We start from the raw sequence: 17,877 nt of genomic DNA, 5'->3' as shown, positions 1-17,877 counted from the left end.
ATGTTTAATATGTATACTATTCAGTGTCAAGTGCAACGGAAAGGATATGTGGATGAGTGCAAAAAAAGGGGACGCGATCGTGGCCATGCGGCCGGAACCCGAGCTGAGATTGACGGATATCGCTTTTGAACAGCTGGAAGAGATGATCGTGATGCGGCAACTACCGCCCAATACGATGGTGTCAGAGCAGCAATTGGCGACCCAGCTCAATATGGGCCGCACGCCAATTCGTGAAGCCTTGCAACGTTTGCGCCAGATTGGTTTCGTGGAAATGCAGCCCCGTCGCGGCACTATGGTCTGCGGTACCGACATTCACCAGCAATTTGAGCTGTTGGAGGTGAGAAAACCGTTGGAAGAGTTGATGGTCGGATGCGCCTGCGTGCGCGCAACCGCCGAAGAGCTTGACGTCATGGCCCACCTCAGCCGCGGCATTCTTCAGGCGGCGGCCAAGGGCGATACGATTCAATATCTTAAATATAATCGCCAGATTCATGAAAATGAAGTCAAAGCCGCGCACAACAGCATGTTGACCCAGATCATGATGACCAGTCATGCCCAGTCGCGACGATTCTGGTATCAAAATATCCAGCAAAACCAAGCCTTCGCCGAAGGCGCGAAATGCCACAGCGATGTGTTGAACACGATTATCGCCCGAGATGAGCGGGCCGCGCGACTGGCGGTGCGCCGGTTGATGAAGTATCTTGAAAAACTCACCTACGCGACCCTGTCGAAATTTGCGGCCAAGCCCGCCCGCTACTAGTTTTTACACCCGGCGCGGGCGGCCTGGCGAGACCCGCCGTATTGGCGGGGATGTCAGGCGACGTGTTTATAAATCAGCGTGCCTTCCAGCGACTGCGGGTTTTTGATGAGGTTCAGCACCGGGCACCAGGTTTCCACCGCGTGGTGCAGGGCGGCTATCTCCGCTTCGCTGGCGCTGGAGTCCAGTTCGACGATATAGCGAATATTGTAGGGATAGAACGGCACCGTTTCAAAGCCGGGCGCCTTGCCGCCGCGCTGATCGATTTCCGCCTGTACCTCCACTTCCAGGCGCGACAGCGGGATCTGGCGGTCGGCTGCGTGGATCAGGAAAATATGCGTCAGACAACTGGACAGCGAGCCGAGGAAAATCTCGGGCGAGGCCGGCCCCAGGTCGTAGCCGGCAAAATCCGCCGGACTATCGCTGATAATATGATGCTGGCGGATACGGATATGACGGATGCCGCTGCGCCCTTCCGCCGTGGCGCGCGCTTTCAGCGTCACCGGCGCCAGGGTGGCGGGATCGACGGCATTGCGCGCCAGCAACGCCGCGCGTTTTTGCACCAAATACTGTTGCAAGTTGCTCATGATGGTTCTTCCATGGCTGATTCCGCGCCTAATTGCGCTAAAGCCTGCGTACGCAGGGCGATTAACCGCGGATCGCTGCGGCGCCGCGGATAGGGTAATTCCACCTCGATGGTGTCGATGATGGACGCCGGCCGGGGACTGAAGATAATCACGCGATTGGCCATCAGCAGCGCCTCCTCCACGTCATGCGTCACCATCAGTGCGCTGAAGCGCTGCTCGCGCCATAAATCGACCAGTTCGCGCTGCATATGGATTCGCGTCAGGGAATCCAGCTTGCCCAGCGGTTCATCCAGGATCAGCAGGCGCGGATGGTTGATAAGCGCCCTGGCCAATGCCGCGCGCTGGGCCATGCCGCCGGAAAGCTGGCTGGGCCAGGCATTGGCGAACTCCGCCAGCCCTACCCGCTGCAGGATGCGTTCAATCCGCGATCGCGCGTCCGGCGGCCGCTTTTTCCCGGTCTGCAATCCCAGGCCGACGTTGTCATAGACCGTGCGCCAGGGGTAAAGCGTGGGATCCTGGAAGACCACCACCCTGGACGGCGCCGGGGCCACCAGCGCCACATTGTCTTCGGTGATAGCGCCCGAGGTGGGTGAATCCAGGCCGGCGACCAGCCGCAGCAAGGTGGATTTACCGCAGCCCGAAGGCCCCAGCAGCGCCACAAATTCCCCGGCGCGCACCTTCAGCGAGACCCGATCCAATACCGGTAACGTTTTGCCGCCCAAATAAAACTGGTGGCTGACATTCGCCACATTCAATTCCAGGCCACGACTATTTTCCAGCGGGATAGATGCCATTATTTTTCTCCTGTAGCTAAGCAACCTAACGCCGGCGGAAGAAAAAAGGAAATGCGAATAATGAATTAAGTTAAGCCGTAAAACGCAAATAAATAATCACATTTGAATATGAGAAAATGTTATTTAATTCTTCGCACCTTTATGCGGATAGTAATAATTATAAACATCCTCAAATAGGTAAATAACAAAAATGGGCAACAATAATTTAACGTTTTCCCGGCGGCATTTTTTGCGCAATGTGGGTCTTGTCGGCGCGGGTCTCAGCCTGAGTCCGTTATTACCTACGCTTGCGCGTGCGGCCGATACGCAACTGAAAACCATCAAGCTGGCCTGGGGCCAGACCGCGGTCTGCCAGTCGCCCATTTCGGTGGCGCTGAAACAGGGGTTTTTCACACGCTACGGCCTGAACGTCGAACCGGTCAATTTCAGCGGTCCCACCGACGCGCTGTTGCAGGCCATCGCCACCGGGCAGGCGGATGGCGGCATCGGCATGGCGCTGCGCTGGCTAAAACCGCTGGAACAGGGCTTTGACGTCGATCTTACCGTTGGCACGCACGGCGGCTGCATGCGCTTGCTGGCGCCGAAAACCGCCGGTATCGGCGGTGTTAAGGATCTGGTGGGCAAATCGGTGGCGGTCAGCGACCAGGCCAGTCCGATCCGCAACTTTTTCGCCATTCAGTTGGCCAGGCAGGGTATCGATCCCGATAAGCAGGTCAATTGGGTACAGTACCCGGCCGATCTGTTCGGCGAGGCGTTGCGCAAGGGCGAGGTGCAGGCCATCGCCAGTGACGATCCGCAGGGCTGGCTGCTGAAAAAACGCTACGACCTGCTGGAGGTGGATAACAATCTCAGCGGCGAATACGCCAATCTCACCTGCTGCGTGCTGGGGCTGCGCGGCTCGCTGGTCCGGGAAAACCCGGCGATTGCCCGCGCCGTTACCCAGGCGATAGTCGATGCCCAGCAGTGGACCGCCGAACATCCGGACGAGACCGCCAAAATTTTCGCCCCCTTCGTGCCGGGAACGGTGGCGCCGGGGGATATTGCCGCCATGCTGCGGGAACATACCCATCAACATCATTCCACCGGCGCGCGGCTGCGCCAGGAAGTGGCCTTCTATGTCAATGAGCTGAAGACCATCAACGTCATCCGGCCCGATACCGACGCACAGCGATTTGCCGAACATTATGTACCCGATTTGATCCCCGCGGACGCGGCTCATCACGAACACCACGCCGCCGCGTGAGCCTGCTGCGGCGAGTTATCAGGAGAAAGCATGTCCAGTGAAGCTGTGCATCTGTACGCAGATAAAACCACGCGCCTGCGGTTGTCGCCGCCGCTTATCGTCGCGGTAATCGCCTGGTGGGCGCTGGCGGCGCTGATGGCGTGGTGGCCCGACAAGCCCCAGGGCTTCGCGCCGCCGCGATTCGTCACTGAAACCCATCAGCTGTTTATCGCCCTGGCGGCGCTGCTGACGCTGGCGGCGGCGGCCGGGCGCCTGTGCTCGTTGCCCTGGCTGCTGCAGCCGCTGCTATGGGCCGGCCGTTGGCTGATTGCGCTGGCGGCGTATATCGCGGTCTGGGAAGTCACTACCGCCAAACTGGGCCTGCTGCCGGTGCCGTTTTTTGCCCCGCCGCGCGGGCTTGTCGAGGCCTATGCCACCGATTGGCAGCGGCTGGGCGATAGCGTTGTGCACTCGATGCGCTTGCTGGCGCTGGGTTTTTTCTTCGGCAGCCTGAGCGGTTTCGTGACCGGCGTCGCCATCGGCTGGTCGCGCGGGCTGGGGTACTGGGTCCATCCGATCCTGCGCTTCCTCGGCCCGGTGCCGTCGACCGCGCTGCTGCCGCTGTCGCTGTACTTTTTTCCGTCGAGCTTTTCCGCCGCGATTTTCCTTATCGCGCTCGCCACCTGGTTCCCGGTGACGGTGCTGACCTGGTCCGGGGTGGCCAGCGTCGACACCCGCTACTATGACGTCGCGCGCACGCTTGGCGCCAATACGCTGTTTTTGATTCTGCGGGTGGCGGTGCCGGCGTCGCTGCCGCACGTTTTCGTCGGCCTGTTCATGGGGCTGGGCGCCTCGTTTTCGGTGCTGGTGGCGGCGGAGATGATGGGGGTGAAATCAGGGCTGGGCTGGTATCTGCAATGGGCGCAGGGCTGGGCCGCCTACGCCAATATGTACGCCGCGCTGATTGTGATGGCGCTGCTGTTTTCCTCGCTGATCACATTGCTGTTTTATGTTCGCGATCGCACGCTGGCCTGGCAGCGCGATCAGGTGAAATGGTAAAGGGGGCAAAGACATGCAGGAACGCCGGGGTAGCCTACGCGTGCGGTGGCGGCGTAAAGGGTCATCGCCGGGCGGCGGCATTGATGCCGCCGCCGCAATAGGACGCATTATTGCTAGACCACATCACCTTGGCGGCCTCAGGGCCGGGTCGGTGTGCCATGGTGCCCACCGTACCCTATCCGGCCTTGAGACGGCGCCTGCTTATTTTTTCCACAGCCGTTGGCTGGCGAGGTCGGCGCCCGCGCGCATGGCGCGGAATTTTTCGCGCACCACGGTGGGATGCACTTCCGTCCTATAGGTCGCCTGCGATGAAAAGCCGCAGTCGGCCCCGGCGATGACGTTTTCCCGTCCCACGCGCTCGGCAAAGCGGACCAGGCGTTCGGCAATCAGCTCCGGATGCTCCACGGTGTTGCTGGCATGGCAGATCACGCCCGGTATCAATCGCTTACCCGCCGGCAGCTTTATCTCTTCCCAGAGGTGGTATTCATGCTCATGGCGGACATTGCCCGCCTCGAAGGAATAATCCGCCGCGTTGATATTGAGCATATAGCGCACAAACTCGACGAAAGGCACATCGTGAATGCGCGGGCCTTCGTTGATACTGTAGCAGGTGTGATAACGGATTTTTTCCTGCGGCAGCCCCCGCAGCGCATGATTGAGGATCTCGACATATTCACCCGCCTTGCGGTGGATAGCACTATTGTCCAGGGCGCGATCGGCAAACAAATCGGGCAGGAAGGGATCGTCGATTTGCAGGCTGAACCCGGCGTCAATCACCGCTTTGTACTCAACGCGCAGCGCCTCGGCGACCGCGGCCAGGTACTCGCCTTCGCTGGGGTAAAACTCGTTGCTGCCCACGCCGGTCGGCGCCACCGACGGGATAAACGCCGCGTGGGCGTCGGCTTTATCCAGCGCCTGCGTCAGATTGGCCAGATCGCGCTGTAATTGCGCGGTGCCGTGATAGGCAATCGTGCCGGTGCAGGCCACCGGCACGAAAGGCACCAGGTTGCCGCCGAGCATCGCCTCGCCGAAGTAGTGTTTGTAATAGTCGGGGAACGCCTCGACCTCCGCGTCGAAAGCGGTATAGCGCTGCCCCGGACGAGGAGAAAAACCGCTCAGGCGGTCACGGACATAGGCAAAAAAGCCGACCTTGGATTGTTCTCCGTCGGTGACAATATCGATACCGTCATCGACCTGCTGCTGAACCGACTCGATCACCGCGTCTTTGATACAGCTTTCCAGCTCCACCTGATTATCCGCGCCGTCGATATTCGACTTCATCAGATCCAGCAATTTTACCGGGCGCGGGAGACTGCCGACATGGGTGGTTAAAATACGTTCAGTGCCTTGCAGTATGGACATTATTACCTTTCAGCTCATGTTAATATTATGTGAGAAATAAGCTTACTATGGCCTCCGGCGTTTGGGAAGCGCCGGTTGGCGCGGGTGGGTCGGCGTTTCCCGCGTCTAGACCAATAGTTGCTAACCATAGCCGGTTTAATCAGTTAATTAACGTCCCTTTCGCCGGTAAGATAATTCAAACAGGCTTTTATTACCGGAGATACGTCCCATGTTACCGTACAAAACCCTGGCTTTGGGTCTGCTGATTGCAACGCTTGGGGTGGCCAACGCCGAGGACCGCGCCGGATTTCCGCAAAAGCCGGTCAAAATCATTGTACCGGTGGCCGCCGGCGGCAGCGCCGATAAACTTACGCGCGTGCTGGCGGAAAAGCTCAGTGAGAAATGGGGCCAAGCGGTCATTGTGGAAAACGTCCCCGGCGCCAGCGGCACCATCGGCAGCGCCAAGGTGGCGAAGGCGCCCGCCGACGGTTATACCCTGCTGCAAACCGGCGAAGCGCTGACGCTTAACGCGCTGTTGTTCAAGAAATTGCCCTATGATTCCGCCGCCTTTACGCCTGTCATCAAAGCGGTGGTCAATCCGCAAATCCTGGTGGTCAATCCCAATCTCGGCATCGCTACGTTTGCGCAGTATGTGGCCGAAACCCGGGAAAAACCCGGCGCCATCAGCCTGGGGCTGCCCACCAACGGCGGCATTGCCCAGATTGCCCATGAAATTCTCAATCAGCGCACCGGCGGCAAGGTGACCTATATCCCCTATCCCGGCGGCGGACCGGCGGCGGTGGATGTTATCGCCGGCCATACCAACGCCACGCTGATTACCCTGGCGGCGGTAACCGAATATGTTAAAAGCGGGCGGTTAAAAGCGCTGGCGGTGACCACGACATACCGGTCGCCGGCGTTGCCCGAGGTGCCGACCATGGCCGAATCGGGCCAGCCGGGTTATAGCGTTGAAAGCTGGCAGGGGTACCTGGCGCCGGCCGGCACGCCCCCCGCCGTCGTCGACCGGCTGAACCGCGACTTCGCCGAGGTGCTGCGTTCACCCGGGGTGAAGCGCGAACTGGAGAACCTGGGTTACGGCGTAAAGGCCGGCACGCCGCAAGAGTTGGCCGAGACACTGGCCGCTGACGCGACGCGTTACGGCAAAATCGTCCACGACGCGGGCATCAGTATTCAATGATAGCGGCTGCCGCGGGCGGCGGCTCTTACAGGCGGAACCATAGTGAATATCACTTCCCTTACAATCGACGCGGTGCGCCGCGGCGGCCTGCCGGCCATACGCCATCGGCGGAATTTCTGGTCCGGCTGTTTTTTTTTCCTGACGGGCGGCGGTTTCAGCGTCCTGGCGGGGCAATACCCGATGGGCACCGCCTCCCGGATGGGCGCGGGGTTTTTCCCGCTTTGCCTTGGGATCTTATTGGCGGCATTCGGTCTGCTGGTCATCCTTTTCTCTTTATCCGCCCGCCGCATGGCGGCCCCCGCGCCGCCGTGGCGGGCGGGGAAAGTGCTGTGGGTACTGGGCGCCGCCACGGTATTCGCGCTATTGCTCGAGCCGGCGGGGCTGGTGATTTCGGTATCACTGCTGGTGCTGATTGCCAGTAGGGCCAGCAGCCAGTTCACCCTCAGGGGCGCGCTTGCCAATACGGCCGTACTGGTCATGCTGAATGTGACGTTGTTTATCTGGGGACTGGATCAATTAATCCCGGTCTGGCCCGCGTTTATTAGCCACTAGGGTTTGGTTATGGCGTTATTAACGCATCTGATGCTGGGTTTCAGTACCGCGCTGTCCTGGGAAAACCTGCTGTACTGCTTTATCGGCTGTACGCTCGGCACCCTGATCGGCGTGTTGCCCGGCCTGGGGCCGGTGGCGGCTATCGCCATGCTATTGCCGGCGACCTACGCCCTGCCGCCGGAGGCGGCGCTGATTATGCTGGCCGGTATTTATTATGGCGCGCAATACGGCGGATCCACCACCGCCATCCTGTTGAATATCCCCGGCGAGTCCGCGTCGGTTGTCACCACCCTCGACGGGCATCAAATGGCGCGGCAGGGACGGGCCGGCGTGGCGCTGGCCACCTCCGCCATCGGGTCGTTTTTTGCCGGCAGCGTCGCCACGCTGGTTCTGGCGGCCTTTGCCATACCCTTGACCGAAGTCGCCTTTCGCTTCGGCCCGGCCGAGTATTTCTCGCTGATGTTTCTCGGGCTTATCGGCGCGGTGGTGCTGTCGTCGGGCTCACTGCTGAAAGCGCTGTCCATGATTGTCCTGGGACTGCTGCTGGGCCTGGTGGGCACCGATATCAATTCCGGCGCCCAGCGCTTTACCCTGGGCATTGCCGAACTGTCCGACGGGCTGAGCTTTGTCGCGCTGGCGATGGGCATCTTCGGTTTTGCGCAAATCATCCGCAATCTGGAGGACAACGACGGCAACGGGGTCGACGTCAGCAGAATCTCCACGCTTTGGCCGGATAAAACCGACTTTAAACGCATGCGGCCGGCTATTTATCGCGGCACGCTGCTTGGCTCGATCCTGGGGATATTACCCGGCGGCGGCGCGACGCTTGCCTCGTTCTCGGCCTATGCGCTGGAGAAAAAAATCAGCAAATTCAGCGCCGAGTTCGGCCACGGCGCCATTGAGGGCGTGGCCGGGCCTGAAGCCGCCAACAACGCGGCGGCGCAGACCTCGTTTATTCCCCTGCTGACGCTCGGCATTCCTTCCAACGCCGTGATGGCGCTGATGGTGGGCGCGATGATGATCCATGATATCCAGCCGGGGCCGCAGGTCATGACCAATAATCCCGCCCTGTTCTGGGGACTGCTGGCCTCGATGTGGATTGGCAATCTGATGCTGGTGATCCTGAACCTGCCGCTGGTGGGCCTGTGGGCCGGCCTGCTGCGCATCCCCTACCGCTTTCTGTATCCGGCGATCCTGGTGTTTTGCTGCATCGGCGTGTATTCGGTGCAAAACGCGGTGTTCGACGTACTGCAGGCGGTCGGTTTCGGCCTGCTGGGATACGTTTTGTTGAAACTGGACTGCGAACCCGCGCCGCTGTTGATGGGGTTCGTCCTTGGGCCGCTGCTGGAGGAATATTTCCGGCGCGCCCTGCTGTTGTCCCACGGCGACTTAAGCACGTTCGTCACCCGCCCGCTGTCGGCGTCCCTGCTGGCTGCGGCGGCCGGACTGGTCCTGCTGGTGGCGCTGCCGGCGATACGCCGCACCCGGCGGGAGGCGTTCCGGGAATAAAGAGGGTTTCTACCGTCGCTTAAGCACCACATCGTTTACTCACTTATGGGAGAAGAGTCATGACTACCCTGGATATATCGGCCTCACGCCGTCGGCAAGCGGTAGAAGATACGCTGCGGGAGATCCGCGCCATTTTGGACGGACAGCCATTATCCCGTCCGTTGCTGGAGCAGGTGACCCAGCGTCTGGCGCGACTGGCCGCGGATGAAAGCTTATTCAGCGCGCGCGATTTTCCGCCGCCGACGGCCGACGGCGAAGCCTCCGCGCGCTACCGTCTTAACGCGCACGACGGCGATGACGACATCGCGCTCTATCTGAACGTGCTGCTGGCGGATAAAAACTCGGTGCCGCATAACCATACCACCTGGGCCGCCATTGCCGCCGTCGAAGGACAGGAACTGAACCGCATCTATGAGCGCCATGACGATCATGGCAGGCCGGATCACGCCGAATTGCGCCTGCTGCGGGAAGTGGTGGTTGAGCCGGGCACGCCCATCGCCTTCCTGCCGGAGGATATCCATAGCATCCATGTCACCGGCAAGCGCACGACCCGGCATTTGCATTTATACGGGCGTCCGTTGGAAACGCTGGTGCGACGGGTGGCGTTCGATCCGGTCACCGGCGCCGTCACCCCTTACAACGCCACCCAGATGACGCCCGACAGGAGCAAGGCATGAGCGGAAAACCGCAGCCCCCGCAGCCCCCCCTGCGGGCGGAAACCCTGTTGATCCATAGCGGCGCGCCCGCACCCGACCCCGCCGGCGCCGGGCCGGTCAATATCCCGGTGGTGCGCGCCAGCACCGTGCGTTTCGCCTCGGTCGCCACCATGGCCGACTATCATCAACGACACAGCGCGGGTGAACGCGTCGCCAGCTATGGCCGCCACGGCATGGATACCCATCAGGCGCTGGAGTCGGCGGTCTCGACCCTTGAGGGAGGCCATCGCGCATTCCTCACGCCTTCCGGCCTGTCGGCGATTTCCCTGGTGTTTATCGCGCTGGCGTCACCGGGCGACCATATCCTGGTGGCGGACAGCGTTTATTCGCCGATACATCGTATCGACCGGGCGCTGCTGTCGCGTTATGGCATACAGTTGCAGTATTTTTCACCGTCCGGGGACGATCTGGCGGCGCTTGTCCGGCCGAACACGCGGCTAATTTACCTGGAATCCCCCGGCTCGTTATTGTATGAGGTGCTGGATTTCCCGGCGATAGTCGCGCTGGCCCGCCGGCGCGGGATCCTGGTGGCCGCGGATAATACCTGGAGCGGCGGCTATTTTTTCAAACCACTGGCGCTGGGCGCTAATATTTCGCTCCAGGCGGCCACCAAATATCTGGCGGGACATTCGGACGTCATGCAGGGGGTCGTGGTGGTCGACGGTCCCGAACTGGCGGCGCGGATTGGCGCCGCCTACGATGCGCTGGGATTGACCGTGGGCGCGGACGATGCGTATCTCACGCTGCGCGGTATCCGCACCCTGGCGGTACGCATGCCGCGCCACCAGATCAATGCCACCGAGGTGGCCCGGCATCTGGCGGGTCATGCCGAGGTCGCGCGGGTGTTTTATCCGGCGCTGCCGTCGGATCCGGGCCATGCGTTATGGCAACGTGATTTTACCGGCGCCAGCGGGCTGGTGTCTTTTACCGTGCGCCGAAAGGCGCCGGGGTTTGCCGCGGCGTTCGTGGACGCGCTGTCGCTGTTTGCCATCGGCGCCTCCTGGGGCGGCTACGAAAGCCTGGCGACCATCGCCGATCCGGCGCTGCTAAGCAAGCATGGCGATTGGCAAGGCGACACGGCGCTGATACGCCTGCATATCGGGTTGGAAAATCCGCAGGATTTAACGCGGGATATCGATCGCGCGTTTGATAGCGCGGCGGGCGCGGGGGAATAACGGTCCCAGCGCCCGGGATCGCTGACGTTGCACCCGGCGTGGCGCTTATTTTATCGTGATCCGGTCCGCTTTTTGATACGCGGTTTTGGTTAATTCCTGGCCGATACCGGGCAGTTCAGGCACGGCGAAATGCCCGCTAACCGGTTGATAATTGTGCTCGCATAATTCGATGTAACCGGGAATCAAGGTTTTCTGATGATGTTCATGAATGATAAAATTGGGGATTGCCGCTTCCAAATGCAGCGCCGCGGCGGCGATAACCCCCGAACCCGCGATATGGACTTGCACCGTGCTTTCGTAAATATGCGCCAGTTCGCTGATTTTCTTAACTTCGCTCAATCCGCCGCTGGTGCCCAAATCAGGTTGGACCACATCCAGCGAGCGGTCGGTAAGAAAAGGCAGGAATCCCCAACGGGAATAAATGCGCTCCCCTGAGGCGATGGGTATATTGATTTTTTCTTTGGCCAGTTTATGCAGTTTAGGATTTAGCGGCGTATTGATTTCCTCATAATAAAATATGGCAAATTCCTCGATGGCCTTCGCCAGCTGAATGCTGCTGGTGATATCGGTGCGGGCGTGATTTTCAATAATGATATCCACGTCGGGGCCGACCTCTTCCCGGATCGCCTTTACCCTGTCCCGCGCCAGGCGCAGGGTGGCCTGGGGCAGCGGGCCTTCGAGCCTGCCGACGCTTTTACCAAGCTTATCGAACATGATAACGTCCACTTTTACCGCATCAAACCCGGCGTTCAGCGCGGTTCTGGCGTTGGCGGCATATTCTTCCGGGTGCGCCGCCGGCACACGCTTTGAGGACCATCCCAACTGTATTTGCGAGGCATAACTCCTGATTTTATCGCGGGTTTTGCCGCCCAACAATTGATATACCGGCACACCCAGAGCTTTGCCCTTGATATCCCAGAGGGCGATATCAATACCGCTGATGCCGCCAAAAATAACCGCGCCCCCGCCCTGCCCCCAGAAAGTTTCTTTAAATAATGTTTCCCAAATGCCTTCGATATTAAACGGGTCTTTTCCGATAATATGCCGGGCTAAATCCTGGATAATACCAAAAGCCGCCCTGCCGGCGGAACCGTATGCCAGGCCCACCTCCCCTAACCCGTAAATACCCGCGTCGGTATCGATGCGTACCAGCACGGGACGCTGCCCCTTGTGGCCATCGGTGGCAATTTCATGGATATGCAATACTTCAACTTGTGTAATTTTCATCATTGGGACCTCTAATGGCATAATACTATTCATCCGCCGGATAACAGGCGGGGGTTTATGGTATCGAATATTGTTAAAAACTTTCCCGCGAAAGCGTTCGCTATGAGCCTTACGGATATTTACTGCGCGTCGGCATGATTCAGTTTTGTCTTGGCAATAAAATGATTTTCCAATAATTTAAATATCTTCTGGATAACCAGGGTAATGGCCCAAAAAAATATCCCGGCCGCGAGAAAAGCCTCAAAATAGCGGCCATTGTCATCGGCCAACAGGCTCGCCTGGCCGTTCATTTCAATAATCGTCGCCCCAAACGCCAGGGTGGTGCTGTGGACCAGGCCGATAAACAACACGCAGAAATTGGGCAGGCAGAGCACGGCGGACTGGGGAACCACCACCCGGTGCAAAATTTGCCATAGGGTCATGCCGATGGAATGGCCGGCCTCGATTTCCCCGCGCCTGATGCCGGCAACCCCGCCACGCAGCGATTCCGACAGCGAAGCGGTGACGTTAAAGGTCAGCGCGGCCACGACCGACGCCGCCGGTGAAAAATGCCGGATGCTGAACTCCATGCCCAGCGCGTCGGCCAGGGTTTTCAACACGATCGGCAGGCCGAAAAAAAACAATACGATTTGCAGATATAGCGGGATACCCCGCGCCAGCGATATATAAAAATCGATTATTTTGATGACAAAACGCAATCGATAAAACCTGATAACCGTAATCACCACCGCCAGAAACAATCCCAGCGCAAAAGCGTTGGTCGCCAGCATGATATTGACCGGCAGCTTGTAGATAACTTCTTTAATCACCAATAGCATAAAATCCAGATCAAAACGCATCACACCACCCCAGGTTATCCAGAAAGCATTTTGCAAATAATCAATAGCGCCGTGGTTAACTCAGCCCTAACGACCACTTTTCCATCAATTTAAAAAATGCGCTGAGGATAAGATAAAACAGGTAATAGATAACCGTTACCGCCAAATAGCTTTCGAAATTGTGTCCGGTGGATTGGCCGATAACCTGCGCCTGGCTCATCAAATCCACCACGCCCACGGAAAAAGCAATTGAAGTACTTTTGATGGCGCGCAAATAAATGTTCGCCAAATTAGGCAACAGCACCCGCATGGCCTGGGGCATAATGATGCGCCATAACGCCGCTATGGCGGTCAGGCCAATGGAAAAAGCCGCTTCAAACTGGCCTTTGCCCACGCTATTTACCGCGCCGCGAATAGACTCTGACACCATGACCGCGTAATGCAAACCAAACGCCAGGACCACAAAATAAATGCCATTGGTGCGGGTGAAATCGATACCGAGCGGCAAAAATATTTCCGGCAAACCAAAATAAAACAGAAACAGCAAGGTGAGCAATGGCATGCCAAGCACAAAGGACACTATTACCGCCACCAGCCTGGACAGCAGCGGTAACGGAAAAAGCTGCAGTAAGGCGAATAGGGTGCCCAGCAGCAAACTGGCCACAATACAGATGAACAGCAAAAAGAGCGTTTCGGGGATAAAAGGGAGCAGCCGAGGAAAAGCGGCAAACACATAATGAAGTTCAAATAACTGTCCCATAATAATGACTCTTTTAGCCGCTTGTGAGAGACCGATGTGGCCGTTGCAATATAAAATCCATAGCGGACATGCTAAATTTCAGCCGATTATTGCGTCAGGTTTTCTTCCGCCTTCTGGTCAATCCTGGCCGGATAATCCTCGCTCAAAAACTGCCGTGACAGCCGGCTCAGCGTACCGTCCGCCCGCAGTTTCGCAATGACCGCGCTGACATCATCGCGTAATTGCTTATCATCTGGCCTGAACCAAAAATAGGCGTTGGGGTCATTATCCGGCGTACCCGCCTCCCCGCCCACCGGTTCGCCGACGTATTTTAATTTATAATTTTTATGTGCCGCATTAAACTGCGGCACATTGAATACCGGCGAAATAACGGCGTCAACCTGTCCGTCGGCAAGCAACGTCAGCATCTCCGGGCTATAGACAATCTCGATATTGGCATTATGGGATTTGATATACTGTTCCATAATGCCCGCCTGACCGGAGTTTTTATTCTGGGCGATGCGTTTGCCTTCTAAATCCGCCAAAGAATGAATCTGGGTATTGGCGTCGGGCACGGTAATGACGTAAGGCGTCCAGTTATGGGCAACCCGGGTGCGGATGGCGTTTTTTTCGCGCACTTCATTGCGCCGCAGATTGCCCTGCACCATATCGACCTTATTGGTCAGCAGACTGGGGAACAGCGAGCGTTGCTCCAGATAGCGGATGTCGAATTTATACTGCGGCAACGCCTTGAAAACCTGCTTCAACACTTCCGCCTCCAGGCCGGTGTAGTTGCCGTTTTCATCGACATAGGCCACGCCCTGGAAACCATTACGGGCGCCGACGATAACTTCCCGGGGAGCGGCGGCGGCTATATTGGCCAGCACCGCGGAAAGCACCATGGCGCATAGCGCGGCAGGCGCCATTTTTTTTATTGGATTCTTCATTTATTCAACCCTGGCTGTCATTAAATTATGGCCGGCGGCAACGCCGGCGTCAGATCTCATAGGTAAGCAACGGGGCGGTGCGCTTGAGCAGTTTTTTGGTGCGCTCCTCTTTCGGCGCATTAAAAATGTCCGCCGGTGGCCCCTCTTCTATAATGTGGCCGTGATCCATGACCAGGATGCGGGTGGCTATCTCCCGGGCGAATTGCATTTCATGGGTGACCACAATCATGGTGACGCCCTGTTTCGCCAGCCTGGCCATAACGAATAACACTTCGCCGACCAGTTCAGGGTCCAGCGCGCTGGTCGGTTCATCAAATAAAATAACATCGGGATTTAACGCCATTGCCCTGGCGATACCGACCCGCTGCTGCTGGCCGCCGGAAAGCTGGGACGGAAAACTGTGGTATTTGGTTGATAGACCCACGCTGTCGAGCAGATTTTTCCCCTGTGCGATGCATTCTTCCCGGGCGCGTTTTTGCACAATAAGCGGGCCTTCAATGACATTTTGCAAGGCGGTTTTATTATTAAATAAGTTATAGGACTGAAAGACCATGGCGATTTTACGGCGGAACCGCAGGATGTCTTTTTTGCCTGATGCGCCGATAGTGACCTCGGCATCGCCGATGCGCATATTTCCTGTGTCCGCGTGCTCTAAAAAATTCAGGCAGCGCAGCAGCGTCGTTTTTCCCGATCCGCTGGGGCCAAGTATCACCACCACCTCCCCTTTTTTTAACGAGAAGCTGATATTGTCGATAACTTTTTGTTTGCCAAAATGCTTGGTGATATTATTTACCTGCATCATAACGCTTATTGTGCCCCATAAAATAAACCTCCAGTGCCGACCTTTACACTGATACATCCCCAATTTTTTTCAACAGCACATCATGCGCGGGGACATCGGATCCTTCTTTACCGTAATAGGCATATTCGACGATATGATCCGGCCCGATAATAAAGGTTGCCGGCAGCTGTAGCTCATTGCCTTCATATTTACCATGGGTCAATCCCAACGCCTTGGCGGCCTGTACCTTGGCCTGATGCTCCGGGGTCCTGGCTTTGTCGGGATCGCGCGAGCCGATACCGTAGGTTTGGTATAATACCTGGTCCGGATCCAGCACCAGCTCAAAGGGGATATCTCCCTGTTTTACCTCGCCGGTAATAGTCGCGGCGCTGCTTTGCAAAACCACATACACGTCAACGCCTGCCTGCTTGAATTTCTGGTCATCCTGAATAAGATTATGTATTTCCAGCTGGCAGGTGGTGCAGCCCAAATAACGCAGAAATAACAGCAGAGACCGATGATTCACGGTCTGGGTAAAAAAATCCTTTTTACCCTCCCAGGGAGAGGCATATTGGAAATTATGCGCTTTCTCGCCAATGCTTATCTGTGCCACATGTTCTCCTTAGCTGATATTCCCGTTAACACGGTCAAGGGTCATTATTGGAACATCACCTTTTCATGGAGACTAAAAAGAGTCAAAGAACAATTTTAAATATTGAAATGTCATTTTCTCCATAGCTAATTTATGGTTAATAAAATTAGCGCAATGTTAATTTTTAGTTGAAAACGGATACAAACTGTTTTGTCGATCGATTCTCACTATTATCATATCGATATACGGAATGGTTGGTTGGTTTTACCGGCGAATACCTTATATTTAATAAGGTGTTTTTAGGGGGAGGCGGAAAACCGTCATGGCCAATAAATTTACCTGTACCGAATGTAATTTTCTTAACTGCCAGACCCGGGATAAAGAATTTCCCAGAAAATGTTTGACCACCTCAGCGGAAAACGAAGCCATTTTGCAAGAAAGCCTGGCGTTGTATCACGACGATCCGCTGGTCGCCAAGATTATGCAAGCGTCCGCCCAGGTTGAAGGCCAGTATTACGGCCAATTAACCCGGGTGGAGGAAATTATCGTATTTGCCAAAAAAATCGGCGCGCAAAAAATCGGACTGGCATCCTGCGCCGGGCTTATCAGGGAAAACCGCATTTTTGCCAGTATATTACGCGCCAATGGCCTGGACGTGTTCGGCGTATTGTGCAAAGTGGGGGCGCAAGACAAGTGCGACGTGGGCATCGCTGAGCGGGATAAAATCAAACCAGGCAATTATGAGGCCATGTGCAACCCGGTTATGCAGGCTAAGTTATGCAATCAGGAAAAAACGGACCTGAATGTCATCAGCGGCCTGTGTGTCGGACATGACTCATTATTTATCAAGAACTCCGAAGCGCCGGTCACCTACCTGATTGTGAAGGACCGGGTCCTGGCCCATAACCCGATCGGCGCGCTCAATACCGGGCATTCGTATTATAAGCGTCTGCTGGACGGCGTGACTTTAAATAAGGAAGATGCAAAATTATGACCGAGGAAATAACCCACCCGGCCAACAGGTGGCTAAAATTGGCGGCGGCTATGGCGCTGGTGGCTTTATTGCCGGTTACCGCCAAAGCCGACTCCACGCTTGATAAAATCACATCGCGCGGCAAAGTGGCGATCGGCGTACTGGTCAACGGCGGCGATTTTGGCTCGGTGGATCCGCAAACCCAGCGGCTAATTGGCTGGAATCCCGAGCTGGCGCGCAAACTGGCGCAGGATTTGGGGGTGGAAGCCGAATTGGTGCCGGTGCAAACCGCCACGCGCACACAGTTCTTGCTGGCCGGCAAGGTCGATCTGCTTATCGCCTCCATGGACCTTAACCCGGAGCGGGCGCAAAGCATGGGTTATGCTCCCACGCCGTTTTATCGGGTAGGCGGCACCGCCCTGACGCTGAAAAACAGCGGCATCGCCAAATGGGAGGATCTGCGCGGTAAACCCGTGTGCGTGTCCCAGGGCAGCAGCTTCGCCAAGCCGCTGGCCACGGAGTACGGCGCCATTACCAAGGGCTTCAAGAGTTCCGCTGATTCGCTGCTGGCGTTGAAGGGCGGGCAGTGCGTGGCGGCCGTTCACGACTCGACGCTGCTACAGCCCCTGGCGCGTAAAGGCGGGGAATGGGCGGACTACCACGCGCCGATCGCCGATGAAATCCTGCCCGCCGATTCGGTGGTGTGGGCGCGTAAAGGCGAGACGGACACCACCGCCGCCGTCGATCGCGTGATTCAATCCTGGCACCGGACCGGGTGGCTTATCGCCACGGAAAAACGGCTGGGCATTGCACCGCCCCAACCGCTGTTGCAGCAATTACATCAGAAGTATCAGGGCGCGTGAGCCGGGATTCAACAGCGTGGCGCGGCG

Annotated in this window: 19 protein-coding genes; 10 read left to right on the top strand and 9 right to left on the bottom strand. The window is 57.4% G+C overall.

Translation table 11 applies throughout. The features are described from left to right. The first annotated feature begins 52 nt into the window (after window positions 1-52). The gene (locus VGC33_RS01650) at window positions 53-760 is read left to right on the top strand and encodes a GntR family transcriptional regulator (RefSeq protein ID WP_331118367.1); all 708 of its coding nucleotides are present in this window, start codon (window positions 53-55) and stop codon (window positions 758-760) included. A 53-nt stretch (window positions 761-813) separates the two neighbouring features. Here VGC33_RS01650 and VGC33_RS01645 read toward each other — a convergent pair whose 3' ends face one another. Together VGC33_RS01645 and VGC33_RS01640 are read right to left on the bottom strand one after the other, a co-directional pair. Next, entirely contained in the window at window positions 814-1,344 is a 531-nt protein-coding gene (locus tag VGC33_RS01645) for an OsmC family protein (protein WP_331118365.1), read from the bottom strand. Continuing rightward, window positions 1,341-2,138 carry an ABC transporter ATP-binding protein gene (locus tag VGC33_RS01640; protein ID WP_331118363.1) on the bottom strand — a complete coding sequence of 266 codons (798 nt, stop codon included), beginning with the start codon at window positions 2,136-2,138 and terminating at the stop codon, window positions 1,341-1,343. Before VGC33_RS01640 ends, VGC33_RS01645 begins: the two co-directional genes overlap by 4 nt. Before the next feature lie 190 nt (window positions 2,139-2,328). Here VGC33_RS01640 and VGC33_RS01635 point away from each other — a divergent pair, with 190 nt between their 5' ends. Both VGC33_RS01635 and VGC33_RS01630 read left to right on the top strand, forming a co-directional pair. Beyond that, window positions 2,329-3,381, top strand: a complete 1,053-nt coding sequence (locus tag VGC33_RS01635; RefSeq protein ID WP_331118361.1) for an ABC transporter substrate-binding protein — start codon at window positions 2,329-2,331, stop codon at window positions 3,379-3,381. A 30-nt stretch (window positions 3,382-3,411) separates the two neighbouring features. Beyond that, a complete protein-coding gene (locus VGC33_RS01630; protein WP_331118359.1) occupies window positions 3,412-4,419 on the top strand; it encodes an ABC transporter permease in 1,008 nt (335 codons plus the stop codon). A 201-nt stretch (window positions 4,420-4,620) separates the two neighbouring features. Here the strand turns inward: VGC33_RS01630 and VGC33_RS01625 are convergent, their stop codons facing one another. Beyond that, entirely contained in the window at window positions 4,621-5,781 is a 1,161-nt protein-coding gene (locus VGC33_RS01625; protein WP_331118357.1) for a cobalamin-independent methionine synthase II family protein, read from the bottom strand. 208 nt (window positions 5,782-5,989) lie between these two features. Between VGC33_RS01625 and VGC33_RS01620 the strand changes: the two genes are divergently transcribed. The 5 genes from VGC33_RS01620 to metC are packed head-to-tail and all read left to right on the top strand — an operon-like array spanning window position 5,990 to window position 10,910. Beyond that, on the top strand, window positions 5,990-6,958 hold the full coding sequence (locus tag VGC33_RS01620) for a tripartite tricarboxylate transporter substrate binding protein (protein WP_331118354.1): 969 nt from the start codon (window positions 5,990-5,992) through the stop codon (window positions 6,956-6,958). Window positions 6,959-7,000: 42 nt separating this feature from the next. Beyond that, window positions 7,001-7,510 (top strand): tripartite tricarboxylate transporter TctB family protein, encoded by a 510-nt coding sequence (locus tag VGC33_RS01615; RefSeq protein ID WP_331118352.1) that lies wholly within the window; start codon window positions 7,001-7,003, stop codon window positions 7,508-7,510. A gap of 9 nt (window positions 7,511-7,519) precedes the next feature. Next, entirely contained in the window at window positions 7,520-9,019 is a 1,500-nt protein-coding gene (locus tag VGC33_RS01610; protein ID WP_331118350.1) for a tripartite tricarboxylate transporter permease, read from the top strand. Window positions 9,020-9,078: 59 nt separating this feature from the next. Further along, window positions 9,079-9,696, top strand: a complete 618-nt coding sequence (locus VGC33_RS01605; protein ID WP_331118348.1) for a cysteine dioxygenase family protein — start codon at window positions 9,079-9,081, stop codon at window positions 9,694-9,696. Next, a complete protein-coding gene (metC, locus tag VGC33_RS01600; RefSeq protein WP_331118346.1) occupies window positions 9,693-10,910 on the top strand; it encodes a cystathionine beta-lyase in 1,218 nt (405 codons plus the stop codon). The genes VGC33_RS01605 and metC overlap by 4 nt, the downstream gene beginning before the upstream one ends. A gap of 45 nt (window positions 10,911-10,955) precedes the next feature. Here metC and VGC33_RS01595 read toward each other — a convergent pair whose 3' ends face one another. The 6 genes from VGC33_RS01595 to VGC33_RS01570 form a co-directional block, all read right to left on the bottom strand. Next, the gene (locus VGC33_RS01595; RefSeq protein ID WP_331118344.1) at window positions 10,956-12,137 is read right to left on the bottom strand and encodes a mandelate racemase/muconate lactonizing enzyme family protein; all 1,182 of its coding nucleotides are present in this window, start codon (window positions 12,135-12,137) and stop codon (window positions 10,956-10,958) included. A gap of 119 nt (window positions 12,138-12,256) precedes the next feature. Next, complete coding sequence (locus VGC33_RS01590; protein WP_331118342.1) at window positions 12,257-12,976, bottom strand: amino acid ABC transporter permease; 720 nt, start codon at window positions 12,974-12,976, stop codon at window positions 12,257-12,259. Between the two features lie 55 nt (window positions 12,977-13,031). After that, entirely contained in the window at window positions 13,032-13,715 is a 684-nt protein-coding gene (locus VGC33_RS01585) for an ABC transporter permease subunit (RefSeq protein WP_331118340.1), read from the bottom strand. Between the two features lie 86 nt (window positions 13,716-13,801). Beyond that, window positions 13,802-14,641 (bottom strand): transporter substrate-binding domain-containing protein, encoded by an 840-nt coding sequence (locus VGC33_RS01580; RefSeq protein WP_331118338.1) that lies wholly within the window; start codon window positions 14,639-14,641, stop codon window positions 13,802-13,804. A gap of 49 nt (window positions 14,642-14,690) precedes the next feature. Further along, the gene (locus VGC33_RS01575; RefSeq protein ID WP_331118336.1) at window positions 14,691-15,443 is read right to left on the bottom strand and encodes an amino acid ABC transporter ATP-binding protein; all 753 of its coding nucleotides are present in this window, start codon (window positions 15,441-15,443) and stop codon (window positions 14,691-14,693) included. Between the two features lie 43 nt (window positions 15,444-15,486). Continuing rightward, window positions 15,487-16,035 carry a peroxiredoxin-like family protein gene (locus VGC33_RS01570; protein WP_331118334.1) on the bottom strand — a complete coding sequence of 183 codons (549 nt, stop codon included), beginning with the start codon at window positions 16,033-16,035 and terminating at the stop codon, window positions 15,487-15,489. 301 nt (window positions 16,036-16,336) lie between these two features. Between VGC33_RS01570 and VGC33_RS01565 the strand changes: the two genes are divergently transcribed. Continuing rightward, window positions 16,337-17,008, top strand: a complete 672-nt coding sequence (locus VGC33_RS01565; protein WP_331118332.1) for a DUF1847 domain-containing protein — start codon at window positions 16,337-16,339, stop codon at window positions 17,006-17,008. After that, window positions 17,005-17,850: a transporter substrate-binding domain-containing protein gene (locus VGC33_RS01560; protein ID WP_331118330.1), complete on the top strand. Its 846-nt coding sequence runs from the start codon at window positions 17,005-17,007 to the stop codon at window positions 17,848-17,850. The genes VGC33_RS01565 and VGC33_RS01560 overlap by 4 nt, the downstream gene beginning before the upstream one ends. Window positions 17,851-17,877: the final 27 nt, after the last annotated feature.

This window comes from Acerihabitans sp. (assembly GCF_036398755.1).
GTDB lineage: Bacteria > Pseudomonadota > Gammaproteobacteria > Enterobacterales > Enterobacteriaceae > Acerihabitans.
This window is presented reverse-complemented; position numbering and strand designations above follow the sequence as displayed.